This is a genomic window from Alteromonas sp. D210916BOD_24 (assembly GCF_047159385.1).
Classification (GTDB): Bacteria; Pseudomonadota; Gammaproteobacteria; order Enterobacterales; family Alteromonadaceae; genus Alteromonas.
Window position 1 is genome coordinate 987824 of record NZ_AP038333.1, and the last position, 21947, is coordinate 1009770.

General features: G+C 46.4%; 19 protein-coding genes. 17 read left to right on the forward strand and 2 right to left on the reverse strand.

The window, feature by feature from the left end:
• Positions 1-58 precede the first annotated feature (58 nt).
• The 16 genes from sufB (at position 59) to der (ending at position 17281) form a co-directional block, all read left to right on the forward strand.
• On the forward strand, positions 59-1495 hold the full coding sequence (gene sufB / locus ACMCM8_RS04260; RefSeq protein ID WP_412725801.1) for a Fe-S cluster assembly protein SufB: 1437 nt from the start codon (positions 59-61) through the stop codon (positions 1493-1495).
• 3 nt (positions 1496-1498) lie between these two features.
• Positions 1499-2260, forward strand: a complete 762-nt coding sequence (gene sufC / locus ACMCM8_RS04265) for a Fe-S cluster assembly ATPase SufC (RefSeq protein WP_412725803.1) — start codon at positions 1499-1501, stop codon at positions 2258-2260.
• Positions 2257-3513 (forward strand): Fe-S cluster assembly protein SufD, encoded by a 1257-nt coding sequence (gene sufD / locus ACMCM8_RS04270; RefSeq protein ID WP_412725805.1) that lies wholly within the window; start codon positions 2257-2259, stop codon positions 3511-3513. The genes sufC and sufD overlap by 4 nt, the downstream gene beginning before the upstream one ends.
• Positions 3510-4727: an aminotransferase class V-fold PLP-dependent enzyme gene (locus ACMCM8_RS04275; protein WP_412725807.1), complete on the forward strand. Its 1218-nt coding sequence runs from the start codon at positions 3510-3512 to the stop codon at positions 4725-4727. The genes sufD and ACMCM8_RS04275 overlap by 4 nt, the downstream gene beginning before the upstream one ends.
• Before the next feature lie 9 nt (positions 4728-4736).
• On the forward strand, positions 4737-5093 hold the full coding sequence (locus tag ACMCM8_RS04280; protein ID WP_412725809.1) for a HesB/IscA family protein: 357 nt from the start codon (positions 4737-4739) through the stop codon (positions 5091-5093).
• A 50-nt stretch (positions 5094-5143) separates the two neighbouring features.
• The gene (sufT, locus tag ACMCM8_RS04285) at positions 5144-5677 is read left to right on the forward strand and encodes a putative Fe-S cluster assembly protein SufT (RefSeq protein ID WP_412725811.1); all 534 of its coding nucleotides are present in this window, start codon (positions 5144-5146) and stop codon (positions 5675-5677) included.
• Between the two features lie 48 nt (positions 5678-5725).
• Positions 5726-6136, forward strand: coding sequence for a SufE family protein (locus tag ACMCM8_RS04290; protein ID WP_412725812.1), 411 nt, complete (start codon positions 5726-5728; stop codon positions 6134-6136).
• A gap of 277 nt (positions 6137-6413) precedes the next feature.
• On the forward strand, positions 6414-6845 hold the full coding sequence (gene ndk, locus ACMCM8_RS04295) for a nucleoside-diphosphate kinase (RefSeq protein WP_012519000.1): 432 nt from the start codon (positions 6414-6416) through the stop codon (positions 6843-6845).
• 900 nt (positions 6846-7745) lie between these two features.
• Positions 7746-8864 (forward strand): bifunctional tRNA (adenosine(37)-C2)-methyltransferase TrmG/ribosomal RNA large subunit methyltransferase RlmN, encoded by a 1119-nt coding sequence (locus ACMCM8_RS04300; RefSeq protein WP_412725814.1) that lies wholly within the window; start codon positions 7746-7748, stop codon positions 8862-8864.
• A gap of 24 nt (positions 8865-8888) precedes the next feature.
• Positions 8889-9956 (forward strand): type IV pilus biogenesis/stability protein PilW, encoded by a 1068-nt coding sequence (gene pilW, locus ACMCM8_RS04305; RefSeq protein ID WP_412725816.1) that lies wholly within the window; start codon positions 8889-8891, stop codon positions 9954-9956.
• Between the two features lie 6 nt (positions 9957-9962).
• Positions 9963-11003: a RodZ domain-containing protein gene (locus tag ACMCM8_RS04310; protein WP_412725818.1), complete on the forward strand. Its 1041-nt coding sequence runs from the start codon at positions 9963-9965 to the stop codon at positions 11001-11003.
• A gap of 8 nt (positions 11004-11011) precedes the next feature.
• Positions 11012-12130 carry a flavodoxin-dependent (E)-4-hydroxy-3-methylbut-2-enyl-diphosphate synthase gene (gene ispG / locus ACMCM8_RS04315; protein WP_412725820.1) on the forward strand — a complete coding sequence of 373 codons (1119 nt, stop codon included), beginning with the start codon at positions 11012-11014 and terminating at the stop codon, positions 12128-12130.
• A 77-nt stretch (positions 12131-12207) separates the two neighbouring features.
• A complete protein-coding gene (gene hisS / locus ACMCM8_RS04320) occupies positions 12208-13491 on the forward strand; it encodes a histidine--tRNA ligase (RefSeq protein WP_412725822.1) in 1284 nt (427 codons plus the stop codon).
• Positions 13492-13503: 12 nt separating this feature from the next.
• Positions 13504-14124, forward strand: coding sequence for a YfgM family protein (locus ACMCM8_RS04325; RefSeq protein WP_412725824.1), 621 nt, complete (start codon positions 13504-13506; stop codon positions 14122-14124).
• Positions 14125-14170: 46 nt separating this feature from the next.
• On the forward strand, positions 14171-15430 hold the full coding sequence (bamB, locus tag ACMCM8_RS04330; protein ID WP_412725826.1) for an outer membrane protein assembly factor BamB: 1260 nt from the start codon (positions 14171-14173) through the stop codon (positions 15428-15430).
• Positions 15431-15835: 405 nt separating this feature from the next.
• On the forward strand, positions 15836-17281 hold the full coding sequence (der, locus tag ACMCM8_RS04335; RefSeq protein ID WP_412725828.1) for a ribosome biogenesis GTPase Der: 1446 nt from the start codon (positions 15836-15838) through the stop codon (positions 17279-17281).
• Between the two features lie 587 nt (positions 17282-17868).
• Here der and ACMCM8_RS04340 read toward each other — a convergent pair.
• A complete protein-coding gene (locus ACMCM8_RS04340; RefSeq protein WP_412725830.1) occupies positions 17869-19002 on the reverse strand; it encodes a hypothetical protein in 1134 nt (377 codons plus the stop codon).
• A gap of 10 nt (positions 19003-19012) precedes the next feature.
• On the reverse strand, positions 19013-20368 hold the full coding sequence (xseA, locus tag ACMCM8_RS04345) for an exodeoxyribonuclease VII large subunit (protein WP_412725832.1): 1356 nt from the start codon (positions 20366-20368) through the stop codon (positions 19013-19015).
• Positions 20369-20468: 100 nt separating this feature from the next.
• Between xseA and guaB the strand changes: the two genes are divergently transcribed.
• Positions 20469-21938 carry an IMP dehydrogenase gene (guaB, locus tag ACMCM8_RS04350; RefSeq protein WP_412725834.1) on the forward strand — a complete coding sequence of 490 codons (1470 nt, stop codon included), beginning with the start codon at positions 20469-20471 and terminating at the stop codon, positions 21936-21938.
• Positions 21939-21947 lie beyond the last annotated feature (9 nt).

Below are 21947 nucleotides of genomic sequence, written 5' to 3' on the forward strand. Positions count from 1 at the left end.
GTGCTGGTTAAGCAAAAATTAGTGGCAGCAAATGCAGGCAAACAAGTGAGATCCCAACATGAGTGAACAGATCGAACAGGCGTTAGAAAGAAAGTACGAGGCAGGTTTCTATTCAGAAATCGAATCGGAAACGTTTGAAAGCGGCCTGGACGAGTCGGTTATCCGCCGCATATCAGCAATGAAAAACGAGCCTGAATGGATGCTTGAATGGCGTTTGAAATCGTATCGCGCATGGCTAGAAATGGAAGAGCCAGATTGGGCCCATGTGGATTATCCAAAGATTGATTATCAGGCCATTTCTTATTACTCAGCGCCAAAGAGCATGAAAGATAAGCCTAAATCTCTCGATGAGGTCGATCCGGAGTTGCTGCGCACCTATGAAAAGTTAGGTATTCCTCTGCACGAACAGGAAATGCTGGCAGGCGTGGCGGTAGACGCAGTATTTGACTCGGTATCTGTTGTAACGACTTTTCGCGATAAACTTGAAGAAGCAGGCGTTATCTTCTGCCCAATTTCAGAAGCACTGCAAAAGTATCCAGATCTGGTTAAGAAGTACATCGGCTCGGTAGTTCCACGTACAGATAACTATTTTGCTGCGCTAAACAGTGCTGTGTTTACCGACGGTTCATTTGTTTATATTCCAAAAGGCACCCGTTGCCCCATGGAATTATCTACTTATTTCCGCATTAATGAAATGAACACTGGTCAGTTCGAACGTACCTTGATTGTGGCTGATGAAGGTAGCTACGTTAGCTACTTAGAAGGGTGCACCGCACCTCAGCGTGACGAAAACCAGCTGCACGCAGCTGTCGTAGAACTTGTTGCGATGGATGATGCTACCATCAAGTATTCAACCGTGCAGAACTGGTATCCAGGTGACGAGAACGGCAAAGGCGGTATCTACAACTTTGTAACCAAGCGCGGTGTAGCGCATACCAATGCCAAAATTTCGTGGACACAAGTTGAAACGGGCTCTGCGGTAACGTGGAAATACCCAAGTTGTGTACTTAAAGGCGACAACAGCGTAGGCGAGTTCTACTCAGTAGCACTAACACGCGGTCGTCAGCAGGCTGATACCGGTACTAAGATGATCCATGTGGGTAAAAATACCAAGTCGACGATTATCTCTAAAGGTATCTCAGCGGGTAACAGCAATAACGCCTATCGCGGTCTTGTTCAAATGGGACCGCGGGCAGACGGTGCACGTAATTTCACCGAGTGTGACTCGCTACTTATCGGGGATAAGTGCGGTGCGCACACGTTCCCGTATATCGAAAGCCGCAACCCTTCAGCCATTGTTGAGCACGAAGCAACAACATCGAAGGTGAGCGACGAACAATTATTCCTGTGTCAGCAGCGTGGCTTAGACACAGAAAAGGCCGTTTCTATGATTGTTAACGGTTTCTGTAAAGAAGTATTCAAAGAGTTGCCAATGGAATTTGCCGTAGAAGCCGGCAAGCTGCTCGAAATTAGTCTTGAAGGTTCAGTGGGGTAATCAATGCTTAGTATCAAGAATTTACATGCCAGCGTGGAAGAGAAAAACATCATTAAAGGTCTTAACCTTGAAGTTAAACCTGGTGAAGTACACGCTATCATGGGCCCCAACGGTGCCGGTAAAAGTACACTAGGCTATGTGCTATCTGGTCGCGACGGTTATGAAGTCAGCGAAGGCGAAGCCACCCTTAACGGTAAAGATTTACTGGAGCTTGAAGTCGAAGAGCGTGCCCGCGAAGGCCTTTTCCTTGCATTCCAATACCCAGTAGAAATTCCTGGCGTAAGCAATATGGAATTTATGAAAGAGTCGGTTAATGCTATGCGCGAACAGCGCGGCGAAGCGTCATTAAGTGCCGCTGAGTTTTTAAAGAAGGCAAAAGAAGCGTGTAAGCAAGTACAGCTTCCACTTGATTTCTTAAAGCGTGGTGTGAACGAAGGCTTCTCTGGTGGTGAGAAAAAGCGTAACGAAATCATGCAAATGATTTTGCTTGAGCCAAAGCTTTGTATTCTTGATGAATCAGACTCTGGCCTTGACGTTGACGCACTACAGGTAGTTGCAGATGGCGTTAACAGCCAGCGCGACGGCGAGCGCAGCTTCATTGTTGTTACCCACTATCAGCGTCTTCTTGACTACATTAAGCCTGACTTTGTTCACATTCTTGCCGACGGCAAAATTGTGAAAAGTGGCGATGCGTCACTTGCACTAGAAGTAGAAAAAAGCGGATACGCATTCTTAGGTAAAGCGTACGAGGAGACAGAAGCATGAGTCAATGGCTAGAACAGGTCATTGATGCGGCGCCAATCTCCGATTACTTAGCGCCCGTGCGTCAGCAGGCCGTAGCACAGTTAAAAGCCGATGGTTGGCCAGCACGAAGAAACGAAAGCTGGCGTTTCACTCCGCTTACGCCGGTAGAAAAGCGCGAAGCTAAGCAAGCGGTTAACGCTGATAAATTACCGGTGCCTGCTATCGATAACCTAAACGCTATCGACCTTGTTTTTGTCGATGGTGTGTTGGTCACACAGGTTAATACCCTTGATGTACCAGCGGGCATGACTATTACCTCATTAAATATTGATGACGCGGCTACGCAGCAAGCGATCAGCAGCGTTTACGGTCAAGTCAAGCCAATCCGCCATATGTTCGGTTTGGTTAACGATGCGCTATGTCAACACGGCGTATTTATTAACGTAGAAGCTGGCGCGAAAATCGATACACCAGTGCGCATTGTGAATATGGCTTCGCAAAATGTTGATGCGCATACCCGTGTTGTAGTGAAAGTAGCAGAAGGCGCAAGCGCTACGGTAATTGAGCAAGGTTTTGGTGATGCTGAAAGCTTAACCACTGCGTTTGCAGAATACGACTTGGCTGATGATGCTCACCTTGAACATTACCGCTTTGCCATGTTTACTGGTAAAGCAAAGCAGTTAGGTGGCAGTCACTTTAAACTACACAACCGCACTACGCTTAACAGCACTATGGTGGGTTACGGTAGTGAATTATCGCGCTTAGACGTAGACATTCACCACGCTGGTGAATTTGCCGACGCAAAGATGAATGCCATTTACCTTCTGGCCGAAGGCGAGCTATTCGACCTTCATTCCACCATTGAGCACGCTATGCCCAATGGCACGACAGAAGAAAATGCCCGTGGTATCGTTGGTGACAAAGCGCGCGCTGTATTTAACGGCCGTATCCACATCCACCGCGATGCACAAAAAACACTGGCAGAGCTTAACAATCGCAACTTGTTGTTATCTCGCCGTGGCGTGATCAATACCAAGCCAGAACTTGAAATATACGCCGATGACGTAAAATGTGCCCACGGTGCCACGGTTGCTGAAATTGAAGAAGAAGCCTTGTATTACCTGTTAACGCGGGGCGTATCTCGTAGTAAAGCACTGGTCATGTTGAACTTTGGCTTTATTCAAGAGCTTATTAATGACGTGCCAAATGCGGCCGTACGCGAGTGGTTGGCGCCTATCTTAAGTGAGCGTTTCGCCCATATGGAGGTGAAATGAGCTTAGACGTTGCAGCACTTCGCGCCCAGTTTCCTATTTTATCGAAAACGGTAGACGGCAAGCCGCTGGTATACCTTGATAATGCGGCAACGACTCAAAAGCCTCAGGCAGTGATTGACTCGCTGGTAGACTTTTACACCACTACAAACGCTAACGTGCATCGTGGCGCCCATCACTTATCAGATGAAGCGACCCGCCGTTATGAAAATGCCCGTAGTAGCGTTGCCAAGTTCATTAACGCGAATGCGCGTGAAGAAGTTATCTGGACGTCTGGCACGACCGAAGCCATTAATATTGTCGCCAATGGACTCTGGCAGTTGTTAAGTGAAGGCGATGAAGTGATGGTGACTGAGCTTGAACACCACGCCAACCTTGTTACCTGGCAACAGGCTTGCCGTCGTTCTGGTGCAACGCTAAATGTAGTGCCTATTTTTGACAACGGTGAACTTGACCTCGACGCTTTCGATAAACTGCTTTCGGCTAAAACCAAGTTGGTGGCTTTTCCTCATGTTTCTAATGCCCTTGGCACAGTAAACCCGATTAAACTGCTCAGTCAAAAGGCAAAAGCCGTAGGTGCATGGGTGTTAGTTGATGGGGCACAGGGCATTGCTCACGGTGGCGTTGACGTACAAGATATCGGCTGCGACTTTTACGCGTTTTCAGGGCATAAGCTGTTTGGTCCTACAGGCATTGGTTGTCTGTGGGGCAAAAAGGAAGTATTAGAAACCTGGCCAGTGTGGCAGGTGGGCGGCGAAATGATCAAAGATGTCACTTACCATGAAGCCACATGGGGCGCATTGCCAAACCGCTTAGAAGCCGGTACGCCCAATATTGCTGGCGCCATTGGTATGGGGACAGCCGTAGACTGGTTTAGTGCGTTGGATGTAAAGGCATTACACGCGCACGAACAGAAGTTACTGGCCTACGCCACCGAGCAAGCAGAAGCATTTGAAGGCTTGCGTATTATTGGTACGGCCCCACATAAAGTAGGCGTGTTAAGCTTTCTTCTTGAAGGCACACACCCAGCAGACGTGGGCTTCATTTTAGATAGACAGGGCGTGGCTATTCGCACCGGTGATAACTGTGCACAACCACTGATGAAGCGCTTTGGCATTCCGGGTACGGCGCGTGCGTCGTTCTCAATTTACAATACGCTTGAAGAAGTAGACAGCTTATTTGCTGCACTTAAAAAAGCAAAAATGATGTTGGCCTAAGGAGGCACTATGAGTGTTGAAACCTTTGTACCTAGTACAAAACTCATTACGCTAACTGACAGTGCCGTTAAGCATTTCGAAAGTAAGCTTAAAGACAAGCCTGGTCAGTTAATTCGTTTATCGACAAAAGTAAGTGGCTGTACGGGTTATGCTTACGTGCTTGATTTCGCAGACAGTGCCAAGGCCGATGATGAAATTGTAGAGATATCACCCTTGCTCAATGTGGCGGTTGCTGCCGATGCCATTGACCTTTTGCGTAATACAGAAATTGATTACGTTACAGAAGGTGTAAACGGCGTTATTAAATATAATAACCCCAACGTGGTTGACGAATGCGGTTGTGGCGAGAGCTTTAACGTAGGCTAAGTGGTGCGATAAAGCCCACCAGTGTTAGAAAAAAGAGTACTAAGTAGTTTATGAAGCAAAAAATGGTGACCACCGAGCGCGATTGTAAAGCGCGTTTGGTTCCTGCGGGTAACCCGACCGTGATCCCAGAAGGCGAGTTTGTGAATATCACCCAAGAGCTCGGTGGTAACTATACGGTAACGTGGCGCGGTAATATGTATCGCATTGACGGTACAGACGCGGGCGCCATCGGCCGTAAAGCCATGACACTTAGCTTTGATGCCCCGCAAGATGGTAACATCAGCGAACAACAGGTGTGGGATGCACTGGAAACCATTTTCGACCCGGAAATTCCGATTAACCTGGTGTCACTGGGCCTTATCTATAAGGTGTCTATCGATCAAGATACTGGCAGTGTTAACATTGATATGACGTTGACCGCACCGGGTTGTGGTATGGGGCCGGTGTTGGTTGGTGACGTAGAATACCGAGTCGCGATGGTTCCTCATGTTAAAAATGTCAATGTTGAGCTTGTTTTCGACCCACCTTGGTCCCGTGAAATGATGAGCGAAGAAGCACAGCTTGAAGCGGGCTTATTTTTTTAGTCGCCTTCAACGCGATTTATCCCTTTTACACATATAACGGAAATAGCAATGCAATTACCTAGTAGTGACGAGATTATTGATGATTTAGCGTTCTTTGACGATTGGGAACAACGCTATCAATACATCATCGATCTGGGAAAATCTATTCCGGGATTGCCTGAAGAGGCCAAGACGCCAGAACGTTTAGTTAAGGGGTGTCAAAGCAGCGTATGGTTAGTTGAGTCGTTTGACGGTAACAAGATTACCTTTGATGTTGATAGTGACGCGGTGATCGTGCAAGGCCTACTGGCGTTAGTGCTTGCCGCTTACAATGACAAAACGCCCAAAGAGATCCTAGCGTTTGATATCGACGGATATTTCGAAGCGTTAGACTTAGAGCGTCATATTACGCCAACACGAGGTAATGGTCTGCGCGCTATCGTGGGTAAAATTCAAGAACTTGCTAAAGCTAACGCGTAACATTTTAGCGTCACGTTGCTTTCTCTAAGTCGTTTTTCTCATTCATAGTCGTGTTATTAGGGCAGGTATTGCTCAAAATGAATATCTGCTTTAGCAAAATAACCTGTACCATGTCATCATATTGTCATTGCCGACAAGCTAATCTCTTCCTACATTTACACACAAAAACAGCACTTTAAGCCTGATTTGATAAAGGCTCTAGTCAAGTGACAATTAATTGCCTATAATTCGCGGCCAAAATTTTTAAAGATACATACTATTTGTTTGGAGAGAGAACATGGCTCTTGAGCGTACTTTTTCGATTATCAAGCCTGATGCGGTAGCTAAAAACGTTATCGGTGCAATCTACAACCGTTTCGAATCTGCAGGTCTTCGCATTGTGGCATCTAAGATGATCCACATGAGCAAAGAGCAAGCAGAAGGTTTCTATGCAGAACACAAAGAGCGTCCTTTCTTCGGCGCACTAGTAGACTTCATGACATCTGGTCCAGTAATGGTTCAGGTACTAGAAGGCGAAAACGCTGTTCTAGCTAACCGTGAAATCATGGGTGCAACTAACCCAGCTGATGCAGCTGCAGGTACACTTCGCTCTGACTATGCTGCGTCAATCGATGAAAACGCAGTTCACGGTTCTGACGCGCCAGAGTCAGCAGCTCGCGAAATCGCATACTTCTTCTCTGAAGAAGAAATCTGCCCACGTACTCGCTAAGATTACGAAGGTAGAATAAACGGGGCTATAAGCCCCGTTTTTTGTTTCTGAGTCCCTCTTAGCGCCTGAGCACGCTTTATGCTGCTTCGCTCGGCGCTCATTTAGCCATACTAAACCACGCTTCTCGCGCATTGCCTAAAACGCGCTCAGGCGCTAAGAAAAAAGGCACACGCTTTATGCTGCTTCGCTCGGCGCTCATTTAGCCATACTAAACCACGCTTCTCGCGCATTGCCTAAAACGCGCTCAGGCGCTAAGAAAAAAGGCACACGCTTTATGCTGCTTTGCTCGGCGCTCATTTAGGCAAGCTAAACCACGCTTCTCGCGCATTGCCTAAAACGCGCTCAGGCGCTAAGAAAAAAGGCACACGCTTTATGCTGCTTTGCTCGGCGCTCATTTAGGCAAGCTAAACCACGCTTCTCGCGCATTGCCTAAAACGCGCTCAGGCGCTAAGAAAAAAAGCACACGCTTTATGCTGCTTTGCTCGGCGCTCATTTAGGCGTACTAAACTACGCTTCTCGCGCATTGCCTAAAACGCGCTCAGGCGCTAAGAAAAAAGGCACACGCTTTATGCTGCTTTGCTCGGCGCTCATTTAGGCGTACTAAACTACGCTTCTCGCGCATTGCCTAAAACGCGCTCAGGCGCTAAGAAAAAAGGCACACGCTTTATGCTGCTTTGCTCGGCGCTCATTTAGGCGCACTACACTACGTTTTCCCAAATCATTAAACTTAACCCTTCACTGGGCTAAATCGGCTTTTTCTCAAACCCCATCTGTGGTAAAATCCGCGCAAATTTTAATCAGCGTTGATTTGTCGCTTAAGACGCGTTCAAATCGCTGGTTTTTACACCAAATTCAGCAGTTAGAGGGGCATCCCTCGAAGGTAAAAGGGTCATCTTATTCATGGCAAAAACTAACTTATTAAACCTAAATCGCGAAGGCTTGCGCAATTTCTTTAAGGAAATGGGCGAGAAACCGTTTCGTGCCGATCAGGTAATGAAATGGATCTACCAGCATGGTATTAGCGATTTCGAGGAAATGAGTAATCTCAACAAAAACCTTCGTGCGATGCTGATTGAAAATTGTGAAATTAAAGCACCTGAAATCGCGTACTATCAGGAAGCCAGCGATGGCACAATCAAATTCGCGCTTACCCTTGAAGGTGGTCAGGAAGTGGAGTCGGTGTGGATCCCTGAAACTGACCGCGCAACACTGTGTGTGTCGTCACAAGTGGGCTGCGCGCTAGAGTGTACTTTCTGTTCAACGGCGCAGCAGGGTTTTAACCGCAACTTAAGCGTGAGTGAAATTATTGGTCAGGTATGGCGTGTAGCCACGTTCCTTGGCTTGTCTAAAGACTCAAGCAAACGTCCGATCACCAACGTAGTAATGATGGGAATGGGCGAGCCGTTACTTAACCTTAAAAATGTTGTGCCAGCCATGGATATCATGTTGGATGACTTTGGTTTTGGTCTGTCTAAACGCCGCGTTACGCTAAGTACATCTGGTGTAGTGCCAGCCCTTGATATGCTTGGCGATCAAATTGACGTAGCACTGGCTATTTCTCTTCATGCCCCTACTGACGAATTGCGCAACGAAATTGTTCCTATCAACAAAAAATACAATATCGAAGCGTTTTTGGCAGGGGTTCGTCGCTACTTGGCTAAGTCTAAAGCGAACCAAGGGCGTGTGACGGTAGAGTACGTAATGCTTTCAAATATCAATGACAGCACTGAACAAGCGCATCAATTGGCAAGGGTATTGAAAGACACACCGAGCAAAATAAACTTAATTCCATTTAATCCATATCCTGGGTCTCCTTATACCTGTTCAAGCAATTCTCGCATTGACCGATTTGCCAAAGTACTGATGGAGTATGGATTTACTACGGTAGTACGCAAAACTCGCGGCGATGATATTGACGCGGCGTGCGGCCAATTAGTGGGCGATGTTGTGGACAGAACAAAAAGAATGTTAAAAAAACAGATGAAGGGCGAAGCAATTTCAGTAAAAATGGCTCAATAATCATTGAGATGTAAGGGTGAGTAAATGTTATTGAGATTGAGAACGACGATTTCTTGCGGGCTACTAAGCGCGGTGTTGATTATGTCAGGTTGCGTAAGTCAATCTCAGCCTGGAGTGTACGGAAGAGACTTTGACCCCCAAGAGGCGGCAAAGACCCGTATGTCGCTAGGTCTTACCTATTTACAGAACAACAATTACACCCAGGCGAAGAAAAATCTCGATAAGGCATTAGAGTTCAACCCTGATTCTGCTGATGTGCAATATGCCATGGCCTATTACTACCAATTGGTGGGTGATGACGCACGGGCACAGGGCTTTTACGAAACTGCCTTAGAGCTTGCACCCAATAACGGTGACATAGCCAATAGTTACGGTGCGTTTAAGTGCCAATTGGGAGAATATGAGTCAGCAAAAGCGTACTTCTTCCAAGCGATAAATAGTCAACGTTATGCTAATGCTGCGCAAACCTATGAGAATCTTGCATTGTGTGCTCAAAGCCAAGGCAAAATAGACGAGGCAATTAACTATTTTCAGGATGCCCTGAAACACCAACCCACTCGAGTAAAAAGTCTCTTCTTGCTATCAGAGTTGTACGTCATGACTGAACAGTGGGGAGAGGCGAGTCAAACCTTACAGCGGTATAATAAAGTAGCAAAACTAACTGCAGATTCATTGTGGCTTTCCTATGAAATTGCTAAAGGGCAAGGAGATGAAGCGGCTGCGAAGGGATACGGTGAAATGATGGTGTCATTATTTCCCGATGATGGCTTGACTCAGCGCTATTTAGCTCAGAGTAAAGCGGGGCTGCGCAAGGTAATAACAAAACAAAAAAGCAGTGAAGCAGGTCTAAATTCTGCGGTTAGTGTCAGCAATGCGGAAGAAACCAGTGTCCATAGTGAACAAAACCGCAAAATAACTACACAAAGCGCTAAGATCCATGTAGTAAAACCGGGCGAAAACTTATATCGTATTTCTCGATTGCACAATATCAGAATGGCGAAACTGCAAGAATGGAATAACCTGAGTAATTCTGGCGCTATTATTGCTGGTCAGACGCTTTGGTTAGTGCCACCGAGTGAGCAGGAGGAATAAAGTTTAATGGTGTCAGAAGAAAAAGCGAACCAAGACGTTAATTCGCAACAACAAGAACATACGCCAAGTCCAGGGGCCATGCTTAAAGCCCGTAGAGAAACGCTCGGACTATCACAGCAGGCTGTTGCCGATAAACTTTTTTTAAAAGCACGCCAAATCGATGATTTGGAAAATGATTTACTTGATGAGAAGTCCTCAATCACCTTTACTAAAGGTTATGTACGCAATTATGCCAAACAGTTAGGGCTGAACGCACAAGAAGTGATTGACGCCTTTGAACAATATCACAACCAGACATCAGTGCCATCGTCTGCCAAGCTGCAGAGTTTCTCAAAGCGTGTCGCAAAACAGACACAGGATGACAGGTGGATGATGGTTACCTATGTCATTCTATTGCTTATTATTGCCGCTGTGGTGGTATGGTGGTATCAACAACCTAATGATGAAACGGCACCTGATGTACCGTTGACCGAGGCTATCAAGCGGGAAGCCGCTAATACGCCTATCAGCACGGCGAACGATGAGGAAGACCTGGGTGGTGCACTTAATTCAACTGAAGAAGTGCCGTTACCCCCAACGCGGCAGGAGGCGGTGACACAGAGTCTTCAAGAAACCAGTGAAGACGAAGCTGTAAGCAATACGTTGGATGACGAAAATACGGGCTTTACCCAAGAGGGTGATCTCAATGACGGGGCCATTTCTGCGCCAGTGTCATCAATTGATGACAGTAATAATCTAACCGCTGTGGTAGAAGAAATCACTTCACAAGACGAAACGTCAGAAATAGTTGAGGCTGACGCCAATGTGCCTATTGCTATGGTGTTTACCTTTGTTGACGATTGTTGGGTCAATATCAAAGATGCCACTGGTGAAGCAATAGCGTATGGTGTGAAGCAAAAAGGTCGTGTCATGGAAATCCAAGGTCTATCGCCGGTTGAAGTTACACTAGGTGCAGCCAATAATGTGCGCTTAACGGTAAATGGCGAGTCGGTAGATCTGTCCGCGTATCACAACGGCAGGACCGCTCGTTTTACACTCCCAATGTAGGTAATTAGATGTTTTCAGAAAGTCCTATTACGCGCAGAAAGTCAACGCGCATAAATGTAGGTAATGTTCCCATCGGCGATGGCGCACCCATTGCTGTTCAATCAATGACAAATACACGTACGACTGATGTAAAAGCAACAGTCGATCAGATTAACCGAATTGTTGCTGTCGGCGGTGAAATAGTGCGAGTGTCGGTTCCTACAATGGAAGCGGCCGAAGCGTTTAAACAGATCAAACAACAAGTGAAAGTGCCATTGGTAGCCGATATTCACTTTGATTACCGCATTGCACTAAAGGTCGCTGAATACGGCGTTGATTGTCTGCGTATTAATCCAGGTAACATCGGCAATATGGAACGTGTTCGTGCGGTAGTAGACTGTGCGAAAGATAAAAATATACCTATCCGCATCGGTGTAAACGGCGGCTCTTTGGAGAAAGATCTTCAGGAAAAGTATGGTGAACCCACACCAGAAGCTTTGGTCGAGTCCGCCATGCGCCACGTGGATATTTTGGATAAACTGAACTTTGACCAGTTTAAAGTTAGCGTAAAAGCCTCTGATGTCTTCTTAGCAGTAGGGGCATATCGCTTGTTAGCCCAAAAGATAGACCAACCTTTACACTTGGGTATTACCGAGGCCGGCGGACAGCGCGCAGGTGCCGTAAAAAGTGCTGTCGGGTTGGGTATGCTACTAGCTGAAGGCATTGGCGATACGCTACGGGTGTCACTGGCAGCGGATCCGGTAGAAGAGATTAAAGTTGGCTTTGATATTCTCAAGTCATTGCGTATCCGTTCTCGTGGTATTAATTTCATTGCTTGTCCAAGTTGTTCTCGTCAGGAATTTGATGTTATTGGCACCGTGAATGCCTTAGAACAGCGTTTGGAAGATATTCTTACTCCTATGGATGTGTCGATTATTGGCTGTGTTGTCAACGGCCCTGGTGAGGCTGAGGTATCCGATCTTGGTCTAACGGGGGCACGTAATATGAGTGGTTTATACGAAGACGGTAAACGCGTGAAAGAGCGCTTACCCAACGACGACTTGGTTGACAAGCTCGAGGCTAAGATCCGTGCCAAGGCCGCACGAATAAGCGATGCAAACAAAATACAGGTATCAGTCAAAGACTGAGGTTGTATCATTGTTGTTTGTTCCCAAAGCCCCTATAATGCGGGGCTTTTCACTATTTAGCAGTATGAGAATTTCACGTGGCTAAAACTATTCAGGCAATTCGAGGCATGAATGACTGCCTACCGGAGATTTCCGGTACATGGCAAAAGGTAGAATCTGTACTTCGTCAGGTTGTGGCGAACTATGGCTATCAAGAAATACGTACCCCCATTGTCGAAAGCACAGATTTATTTAAACGTTCTATCGGTGAAGTCACTGATATCGTTGAAAAAGAGATGTATACCTTCGAAGACAGAAATGGCGATAGCTTAACGCTTCGCCCCGAAGGCACAGCAAGCTGTGTACGCGCAGGTAATGAACACGGTTTGTTATATAACCAGCAACAGCGCTTGTGGTATATGGGGCCTATGTTCCGCCACGAGCGTCCTCAGAAAGGACGTTATCGTCAGTTCCATCAATTCGGTGTAGAAACTTATGGTATGGACGGCCCAGATATCGATCTTGAAGTCATATTGTTAAGTGCACGCTTATGGAAAGCATTTGGCATTGAACAACATGTTAAATTGCAAATAAATACACTGGGTTCAAACGAAGCCCGTGCTGCTTATCGCGACACCTTAGTGGAATATTTAAAAGCCCGCGCTGACAAGTTGGACGAAGATTCGCTTCGCCGCTTAGAGAGCAATCCATTGCGGGTACTCGATAGTAAAAACCCCGAAGTACAAGCGGCCATTGTAGATGCTCCCTCGCTCATCGACCACCTTGATGACGCCTCTAAAGCCCATTTTGAGACACTCTGTGCTCAGTTAACCCAAGCCGGTGTGGAATTTGAAATTAATCCACGTTTGGTACGAGGGTTAGATTATTATAACCGCACAGTGTTTGAATGGGTGACAGAGAGCTTAGGTGCACAAGGTACGGTATGTGCAGGTGGCCGTTATGATGGACTAGTCGAACAATTAGGGGGGAAAGCGACCCCAGCAGTTGGCTTTGCCATGGGTATCGAACGTCTGGTACTGTTACTGACCACATTAACCGAAGAAGGGCAAGACAGCAGCTTTGCCGATGTGTATGTTACCGCAATGGGTGACGATGCGCAGGCGTACGCGATAGAAGTGTCTGAACATCTTCGCAATGCCTTACCCGATGTACGCATAATGATGCATTGTGGTGGCGGGAACTTTAAGAAACAACTTAAGCGTGCGGATAAAACCGGCGCACGTCTGGCACTCCTATTGGGCTCTGACGAAATGCAATCACGTGAGGTAGGTGTGAAACCACTTCGCGATGGTCAAGAACAAGAAACAGTAAGCTTTGATGCCTTAGCCGATAAGGTAGTTCAGATGCTGAGCGCGAATTAATAAGGGGACATCATGGAACAGTTCGCAACAGAAGAACAACAAGTAGAAGCGATTAAACGTTTTTGGAAGGAACACGGTACCGCTATTATTGTCGGAGCAGCACTTGGTCTGGGCGGCTTATGGGGTTGGCGTTACTATTCAGAGGCGCAAATCGAAAGTAAAGAACAAGCCTCTGTAGCTTATCAAAACGCGGTGGAAAGCTTTGGTACAGAAGGTAGCGACACAAAAGTAGACGCTTTTATCAATGAACACAAAGACAGCGGCTATGCGAGTATTGCGAGTTTGTTGGCTGCCAAGCAGGCAGCAGATGCTGGAGACTTAGACGCTGCAGCTTCGCATTTAAATTCTGTGGTTACCTTTGCACAAAACGATGAAATGAAAGCACTGGCGGCTACCCGTCTGGCCAGAGTGCAAATTGAAATGAACCAGCTGGATGCAGCGTTGTCTACGCTAAGCAATGTAACCATTGACGCATTTGCCGCAGAAGTATCTGAATTAAAGGGCGATGTGTATCAAAAACAAAACAAGTTTGATGATGCCCGTCTTGCATACTCAAATGCGTTGGAAAAGAATACCAACAACCCGCTTTTACAAATGAAGTTAGATAACCTTTCTGTTGCCGCTGCACAGTAAAAAAACAACTCATTAAGTTGGGATAAAGAATAAAGAGGTACGCAATTTGTTTCACAATACGTGTGGCCGTAAGGGTCGATTTGCTCGCACGATAGGTATGGCGCTAGCGGTTTCTATCACACTGTCTGGCTGTACCACAGTGTCGGATTGGTTTGCAGATGAAGAAGAATTAGAAATTCGAAGACTGAAGCCAATCGATGCTCAGTTTACCCCTGCTGTAAGTTGGGAGCGGGATATTGGTGATGGTGTTGAACACTACTTTTCCCGTTTGCGCCCAGTATATGCTTACGACACCTTGTATGCAGCCGATCGCCATGGCGTTGTAGTGGCGATGGAACCTGCTACCGGGAAAGTATTGTGGGAGAAAGATTTCGCCCAATTTCGTTCTGAAAGTATGCTGAGCGCGGTAACTAATCTGTGGCAAAGCGGTGAAACGGCGCGTATTGGTGGAATTTCCGTTGCGGATAGGCTGGTCTTTATTGGTACCGAAAATGGCTACGTAGCGGCGCTTGATGCCCAAACTGGGGAATTGGTATGGGATACCAGCGTTCCTGGTGAAGTTTTAGCGGCCCCCGCTGCTGATGAAGGTATTTTAGTCGTCAATACCGGTGCCGGCAGTTTGTTTGGTTTTAATACGCGTACTGGTGAGCAGTTGTGGCGACACGAAGGTGATACACCGCCTCTTACACTTCGCGGTATCTCGGGACCGATTGCCTCAAACGGTGGGGCTATCATAGGTACTCCAACGGGCAAAATTCAGGTAAATCTAATTGATACCGGCGTATTGGCCTGGGAAACGGTTATTGCAACACCATCAGGCGCTACAGAACTTGAGCGCATTGTTGATATTGACACGACCCCTGTGCTGTTTGGCGGTACTATTTATACCGTGTCTTACAATGGCACCTTGGCCGCAGTGGAACTTCGTACCGGACGGGTTATCTGGAAGCGCGAGTATAGTTCATACAGAAACCTCAATATCGACGGTAACAAGATCTTTGTCGTAGACAATAACTCTAACGTTTACGCACTGGATAGACGCAATGGCGTTGAATTGTGGTCGCAAAGTGGCCTTAAACAACGTTCGTTAACTGCCGCTACGCCTATGGGGGATTATATCGTAGTGGGCGATAACTGGGGCTTTTTACACTGGATTGAGCAGGAAAGTGGCACCATCGTCGCGCGTCTTGACGTAGGCGGCGACGATGAAGACGATGCTATTTTCGACGCACCACTGAAAGTAGACGACATGCTTATTACCATTACGCGTAGTGGTGTAGTAGTGGCAGTGACCACGCCAAACTAAGTAGGGTTGTATCACAAGAACAATACACGCTAATGATTAAGCGCTTGATTGACCAGTCAGGCGCTTTTTTATGTTCTTAACGTGTAATTGCACTATGCTATTGTGCGCATATCAATCGTATCCATATCGCTTTTCAACATAATTGTGCGCTGTCATGGGCCTTCTCCTTAGCGTTAACTTAATTCAACAAAAGGGGGAGTGGTTAACGTGTTTGTTTCCTTGGTCAACAAACACTAGTGTGAACATTCACATTCCTCTCATACAACCACATTGGTATTCAATAAGTAACAAGGTATAATGCGCGCATTCATAAAAGTCGCTGGTTGCCTGTGTGATTACATAGGGTAGTCTTAACACTATCACGCGGCTTGTGCTTTTTGCTTCACGACCCCTAGGATCTGATACATGTTACCCGTTGTTGCTTTGGTGGGCCGCCCTAATGTAGGGAAGTCTACCTTGTTTAATCGCCTTACCAATACCCGTGACGCCCTCGTTGCGGATTACCCTGGCCTTACGCGTGATCGTAAATACGGACAGGCAAAATTTGATAAGCGTCAGTTTATTGTAGTCGATACAGGTGGCATCACAGGTGATGAAGAAGGGATCGATGCGGAAATGGCTCAGCAGTCTTTGCTGGCTATCGAAGAAGCCGATGTAGTGATGTTTTTGGTGGATGCCAGAGCAGGTTTATTGCCCGCCGATCAAGGTATTGCCGATCACTTGCGACGCATTAATAAAAAGGTCTTCGTGGTTGCTAACAAAGTGGACGGTATCGACGGCGACAGCGAGAGCGCAGAGTTTTACTCCCTAGGTCTTGGCAATATCAAGCAAATCGCGGCAGCTCATGGTCGAGGTGTTAGTCAACTACTAGAAGATGCTTTAGCGCCTTTACAAGCAGATTTTCCGGATATGGAAGTCATCGAAGAAGCGCCACAAGAAGACGAAGATGCCGAAACTCAGCGTCAACGCCTTCAAGAATTGCCAATTAAACTGGCAATCGTAGGCAAACCTAATGTGGGCAAATCTACCCTTACCAATAGAATATTGGGAGAAGAGCGGGTAGTGGTTTACGACTTGCCAGGTACCACCCGAGACAGTGTCTACATTCCAATGGAGCGCGACGAGCGGGAGTATATTCTTATTGATACCGCGGGTGTGAGAAAACGGAAAAAAATTAGTGAGGCGGTGGAGAAATTTTCTATCGTAAAGACACTACAAGCCATCGAAGAAGCGAATGTGGTATTACTCGTTATTGATGCCCGAGAAGGTATCACCGATCAGGATTTGAGTTTACTTGGGTTCGTTTTAAACTCTGGCCGTTCTTTAGTGGTAGCGGTCAATAAGTGGGATGGACTAAGCACGGATATTAAAGATGAAATAAAGCGTGAAATGGACAGACGGCTAGGCTTTATAGATTTTGCTCGCATTCACTTTATTTCTGCTTTACATGGTTCGGGCGTGGGTAACTTGTTTGAATCAGTACAAGAGGCTTATCAAAGTGCTACTAAGCGTATCAATACCGCGCTTCTTACCCAAATTATGGAAATGGCACAAGATGATCACCAGCCGCCACTCGTACGAGGCCGTCGGGTGAAAATGAAGTATGCTCATGCGGGTGGCTATAACCCGCCGGTGATTGTTATCCATGGTAATCAGGTTGACGATTTACCTAGCTCATATAAACGCTTTCTCATGAACTATTTCAGAAAAGCGTTAGAAATAATGGGAACGCCAATCAAGATTGAATTCAGGGAAGGAAACAATCCATTTGAAGGTAAGAAGAACAACCTTACCTTGGCACAACAACGCAAACGCAGACGAATGATGTCTTTTTACAAAGACAAAAAATAAGCCCTACGGCGGCATGCCTTAACCTCAAGGTATGCCGACTTTTTATTTTTCCACTCTACAACACATAGCTGCCTATTCCTTTCGGCCTTAACAGGCAAAATTTTGTAGTTCTTTACCAAGTACTGTAACAATTACGCGTTAGTATGTATTTGTCTTCTAACAGAATGTGACGGGATATTATTGCCAGTCCTTGCCGTGTAACGGCCATGTCAGGGTATCTGATCCTGGTGCCATTTTTGCACTACCAACAAAATTAGTCTGACTTAATAGTTATGCGTTTTTCTGCTCACACCGAGTAAAGCCCGGTGGGAGATTTCATTGCCTGTGAATGTACGTTTTTAGAATCTAAAGGAATGAGTATGTCAGTTAGAAAGATTCACGAAACAACACAACCGTTACAGAAAAATCAAGTCTACAACTGGTTTGATCGCTACAAGCCAAAATCGCAAGCAGCTGTCTACCTCATAAGTAGTGAGGAGACACACAGAAGTCCAAGTCTAAGGCGCTTTTTTAAGACGCGAAGCGAAAGTTAGCTGAGGACATTAGGAAGCAACGAAAGTCCGCCATATCGCTAATGGAATAATAGCTTACTGTGTCGTCGACTCAGCTAAAATCGCACGGATGTTTTTCATTAACGCTGACTCTTGAGGGACTTGCACTCGCGTAATAATTTCGTTGACCAGGGCATCGGAGAAATCGGCAGGGAAGGTGGTTGCAACCTTCACTATTTTATCTTCCCTTCGAAAAACGTAAGTCGTGGCATAAATAGTCGGTGCGGTGTCGGATTCCGCTTTAAGCCCTAAGCGCCAGCCGTGAATTTCACTGTTTACAATGTATTTTGAGGCGGGACTTGAAAGGCTCAGAGTCAGGTGCTGTGACTGTGCCACTGAGTTGGCCTTTTCAACGTCTTCGTTGAGTTGCTGATTTAAAAGGGTGTTTTCCTCTGCATCCAATGGCCCTAGAAAGGGATAAACTGTCACATCGACAAACGCGTCCTCAAAAGACGGGTGCGTATAGCGTGTAATTGCGCCGTTAAACGGATCAGCGAAAAGTTGCGTTTCTAATTTAATAAATTCTCCGACTTCGTCAGGCACCAGAAGACTATTTTCATAATTACTGGCGTTCAGTGCTAAGTACAAAAACTGACTGGTAAATACGTTTTTGTCTTCGATATGTTGAAGCCAAAAGGATACCAGTGACCTAGCGATGTGTTCAGCATCAGGCGACTCGGGCAATACGCTAAAGGACGCAGTGTCGATTTCAAGTCCCCGCCAACGCAGAGTAAACTCCCCATATTGGATACTTGCACTATCCCTACTCTCGCCGATATTTGCTATCAGCAATTCATAATCGTTGCCCTCGCTAAAAGGAAGTAAATTAGAAAACTTCCCTGAACGTTGTAAAGCGTTGATAAAGGCGCTCGGTGAAAGGGCATCCTCAATACAACCTGCAGACGTATCCCCATCGCCGTGGGCAGTACACATCGCCGCTAAGGACGCACTGGGGTATGTTGAAAAAACCGCAATTCGATGTTGAATCAAATTGGGTTGAACAGAAGAGGCTAAAGCATAAGAATGGGTCAAACCCAACCACAATAAAGTTACGCCAATTACACCTGGGATCCCGTGAATAACCCCAGTTGTGGATGATATAATGCGACGTATTACACTCCCTACCATAGATGTAGAGAAAGCGTTGAGAAGGGTAAACAGGGTTAACATGTCCCGAAGACTACTTATATTGGTTTAGACCCGTTACTTTACTGGTTATTTCACCATCAGTCACTCGCGTTTTTATTTCATCGCCTACCTCAACTGAATTGACATGGTTTACCGTGCGCGCATTACTCAGGGTTATAGAGTAGCCTCTTGCTAACGTCGAAAGCGGACTGACAGATTGTAAAAGCGATACATTTTTACTGAATTCATTCTTTTTGCTCTTAATTAACACGTGACATGCGCCATGCAATCGTTCACTTGCACGTTGTAATTTGTCTCGGGCAGTGGCGAGTCTTGTGGTGGGCGATTGGTGAGCCAAACGGGACGACAAGCTATGTAGCTGCTTTTCGGATTGTGTAAGCACCTGGTGGATCTGATGCTGCAACTTCATTTGTAAGTTGTCTAAACTTTGCCACTGGTGTTGGATCCTGTTTTGTGGATGTAACCCGTGAAGGCGCTGCTGTTTTATATTAAAGCGTTGCTTATTCACCTCAAGATAATGATATATGGCACGGGTTAATCGCACCCGTTGAGTATCGAGTAGTTTGATTAGCGCAGCTGAGTCCTGGCTGAGAATTTCCGCCGCAGCAGAAGGAGTTGGGGCACGAAGGTCAGCGACAAAATCAGCAATGGTAAAATCAACTTCATGGCCTACCGCACTGACGATAGGCAATTGACTTTGTGCTATTTCACGGGCCAGGGTTTCATCGTTGAAACACCATAAGTCTTCCAAAGAACCGCCACCACGGGTAAGCAGCACCACATCTACTTCCAAGCGTCGGTTGGCGGCCTGTAACGCACTAATAAGTTGCTGGGGGGCCGATTCGCCTTGTACCATTGAAGGATAAACAATGATTTCGGTTTGTGGGCTTCGCCGCTTGAGTACACTTAACACATCGTGTAATGCAGCACCGCTAGACGATGTGATGACACCAATACGATTAATGCGCTCCGGAAGAGGGCGTTTACTGGCGGTATCAAACAGTCCTTCACTATTGAGCTTGAACTTTAATGCTTCAAAGGCTTGTTTTAGCGCACCTTCACCATCGCTCTCCATATGTTCTACGACCAGTTGATAATCACCGCGGGCCTCGTATAAGCCAACTGACGCTCGCACCAGAATTTTATCCCCTTCTTTGGGGCGAATACGAACAGTGCGATTTGCGCCTTTAAACATGGCTGCACGTACCTGAGCTTTATTGTCTTTCAAAGTGAAATACCAATGACCAGACGCAGCGGCGACGAAATTGGAGATTTCAGCAGACAACCATATCAGGCCAATTTCGCCTTCAAGTACGGTTCTGGCTAAGCGATTTAGCTTGGTAACTGTTAAAATTTGTCGAGAGGTAGATGGCGAATTTGTAAACATAAAAAAAATCACTGGGTTTAATACATTTAGAGTTTACCTGAAATCTAAAAAACACTACAATTGCGCCGCAATTAACCCTCAACTGAATAGGTGTTGTTGCATGCTACGTATCATCCAAGAAGCTCTGACGTTCGACGATGTGTTGCTGGTTCCCGGCCACTCGACCGTCCTCCCTCACACTGCAAACCTACAAACGCGTCTTACGCGCGACGTTACGCTGAATATTCCCATGGTATCTGCCGCCATGGACACAGTTTCAGAAGCCCGTTTAGCCATTGCGCTAGCACAAGAGGGTGGTATTGGTTTTATTCACAAAAACATGAAGCCAGAAGAGCAAGCCAAGCACGTACGTGAAGTTAAAAAATACGAAAGTGGTGTTGTGTCAGACCCAGTAACGGTGGAAAAAGACGCCACCATCGGTGAAGTTATCGCCCTTTCTAAGCGCCTTGGATACTCTGGTTTCCCAGTAACGGATAAAGACAATAACCTTATTGGTATTGTTACTGGCCGTGATCTTCGTTTTGAAAAGCGCTTGGAACTACCTATTAGCAACGTAATGACTGGTAAGGATGATCTGGTTACCGTTAAAGAAGGGGCAAGTTCAGATGTCGTATTAGATCTAATGCACGAACACCGCATTGAAAAAATCCTTGTCGTTGATGACGCGTTTAAGCTAACGGGTCTTATTACAGTAAAAGACTTCCAAAAAGCAGAAAACAAACCAAATGCATGTAAAGACTCGTTGGGTCGCCTTCGCGTAGGTGCTGCGGTTAGCGTCGGTCCTGGCACCGATGAGCGTATTGCCTTGTTAGTTGACGCTGGCGTTGATGTGCTTCTTATCGATACGTCACACGGTCATTCGCAAGGTGTTATCGAACGCGTTAAAAAAGTGAGAGCGGATTTCCCCAATGTACAGATTATTGCGGGTAACGTTGCAACGGGTGAAGGCGCAAAAGCGCTGGCTGACGCTGGCGTAGATGCAGTTAAAGTTGGCATTGGCCCAGGTTCAATTTGTACTACGCGCATCGTGACAGGTTGTGGTATACCGCAAATTACTGCGGTAGCTGATGCAGTAGAGGCATTGAAAGGTACAGACATTCCCGTTATCGCAGACGGCGGTATACGTTTTTCTGGTGACATTGCCAAAGCGCTCGCCGCGGGTGCAAGTTGCGTCATGGTTGGCAGCATGCTTGCCGGTACCGAAGAGTCACCGGGTGAAGTCGAGCTTTTCCAAGGTCGTTACTACAAATCATACCGTGGCATGGGCTCATTAGGTGCAATGAACCAAAGCCACGGCTCATCTGATCGTTATTTCCAAGAGTCTAACAACGCTGAAAAGCTCGTGCCTGAAGGTATTGAAGGGCGCGTGGCGTACAAAGGACCCATTGCGAATATTGTCCACCAGCAAATGGGCGGTTTGCGTTCAGCAATGGGGTTAACAGGTTGTGCGACTATTCAAGAGCTCAACACAAAAGCACAATTCGTACGCGTCACTTCTGCCGGTATGGGCGAAAGTCACGTGCACGATGTTAGCATTACCAAAGAAGCGCCAAACTACCGTTTAGGTTAAAGCGAGGCA

What these genes read in the sequence shown, in the direction of transcription:
- pilW (WP_412725816.1), top strand. Translation starts at nt 8,889, where the DNA reads ATGTTATTGAGATTGAGAACGACGATTTCTTGCGGGCTACTAAGCGCG.
- ndk (WP_012519000.1), top strand. Translation starts at nt 6,414, where the DNA reads ATGGCTCTTGAGCGTACTTTTTCGATTATCAAGCCTGATGCGGTAGCT.
- sufT (WP_412725811.1), top strand. Translation starts at nt 5,144, where the DNA reads ATGAAGCAAAAAATGGTGACCACCGAGCGCGATTGTAAAGCGCGTTTG.
- xseA (WP_412725832.1), bottom strand. Translation starts at nt 20,368, where the DNA reads ATGTTTACAAATTCGCCATCTACCTCTCGACAAATTTTAACAGTTACC.
- ACMCM8_RS04340 (WP_412725830.1), bottom strand. Translation starts at nt 19,002, where the DNA reads ATGTTAACCCTGTTTACCCTTCTCAACGCTTTCTCTACATCTATGGTA.
- ACMCM8_RS04325 (WP_412725824.1), top strand. Translation starts at nt 13,504, where the DNA reads ATGGAACAGTTCGCAACAGAAGAACAACAAGTAGAAGCGATTAAACGT.
- ACMCM8_RS04310 (WP_412725818.1), top strand. Translation starts at nt 9,963, where the DNA reads ATGGTGTCAGAAGAAAAAGCGAACCAAGACGTTAATTCGCAACAACAA.
- ispG (WP_412725820.1), top strand. Translation starts at nt 11,012, where the DNA reads ATGTTTTCAGAAAGTCCTATTACGCGCAGAAAGTCAACGCGCATAAAT.
- ACMCM8_RS04290 (WP_412725812.1), top strand. Translation starts at nt 5,726, where the DNA reads ATGCAATTACCTAGTAGTGACGAGATTATTGATGATTTAGCGTTCTTT.
- guaB (WP_412725834.1), top strand. Translation starts at nt 20,469, where the DNA reads ATGCTACGTATCATCCAAGAAGCTCTGACGTTCGACGATGTGTTGCTG.
- ACMCM8_RS04300 (WP_412725814.1), top strand. Translation starts at nt 7,746, where the DNA reads ATGGCAAAAACTAACTTATTAAACCTAAATCGCGAAGGCTTGCGCAAT.
- der (WP_412725828.1), top strand. Translation starts at nt 15,836, where the DNA reads ATGTTACCCGTTGTTGCTTTGGTGGGCCGCCCTAATGTAGGGAAGTCT.
- sufB (WP_412725801.1), top strand. Translation starts at nt 59, where the DNA reads ATGAGTGAACAGATCGAACAGGCGTTAGAAAGAAAGTACGAGGCAGGT.
- ACMCM8_RS04280 (WP_412725809.1), top strand. Translation starts at nt 4,737, where the DNA reads ATGAGTGTTGAAACCTTTGTACCTAGTACAAAACTCATTACGCTAACT.
- sufD (WP_412725805.1), top strand. Translation starts at nt 2,257, where the DNA reads ATGAGTCAATGGCTAGAACAGGTCATTGATGCGGCGCCAATCTCCGAT.
- sufC (WP_412725803.1), top strand. Translation starts at nt 1,499, where the DNA reads ATGCTTAGTATCAAGAATTTACATGCCAGCGTGGAAGAGAAAAACATC.
- ACMCM8_RS04275 (WP_412725807.1), top strand. Translation starts at nt 3,510, where the DNA reads ATGAGCTTAGACGTTGCAGCACTTCGCGCCCAGTTTCCTATTTTATCG.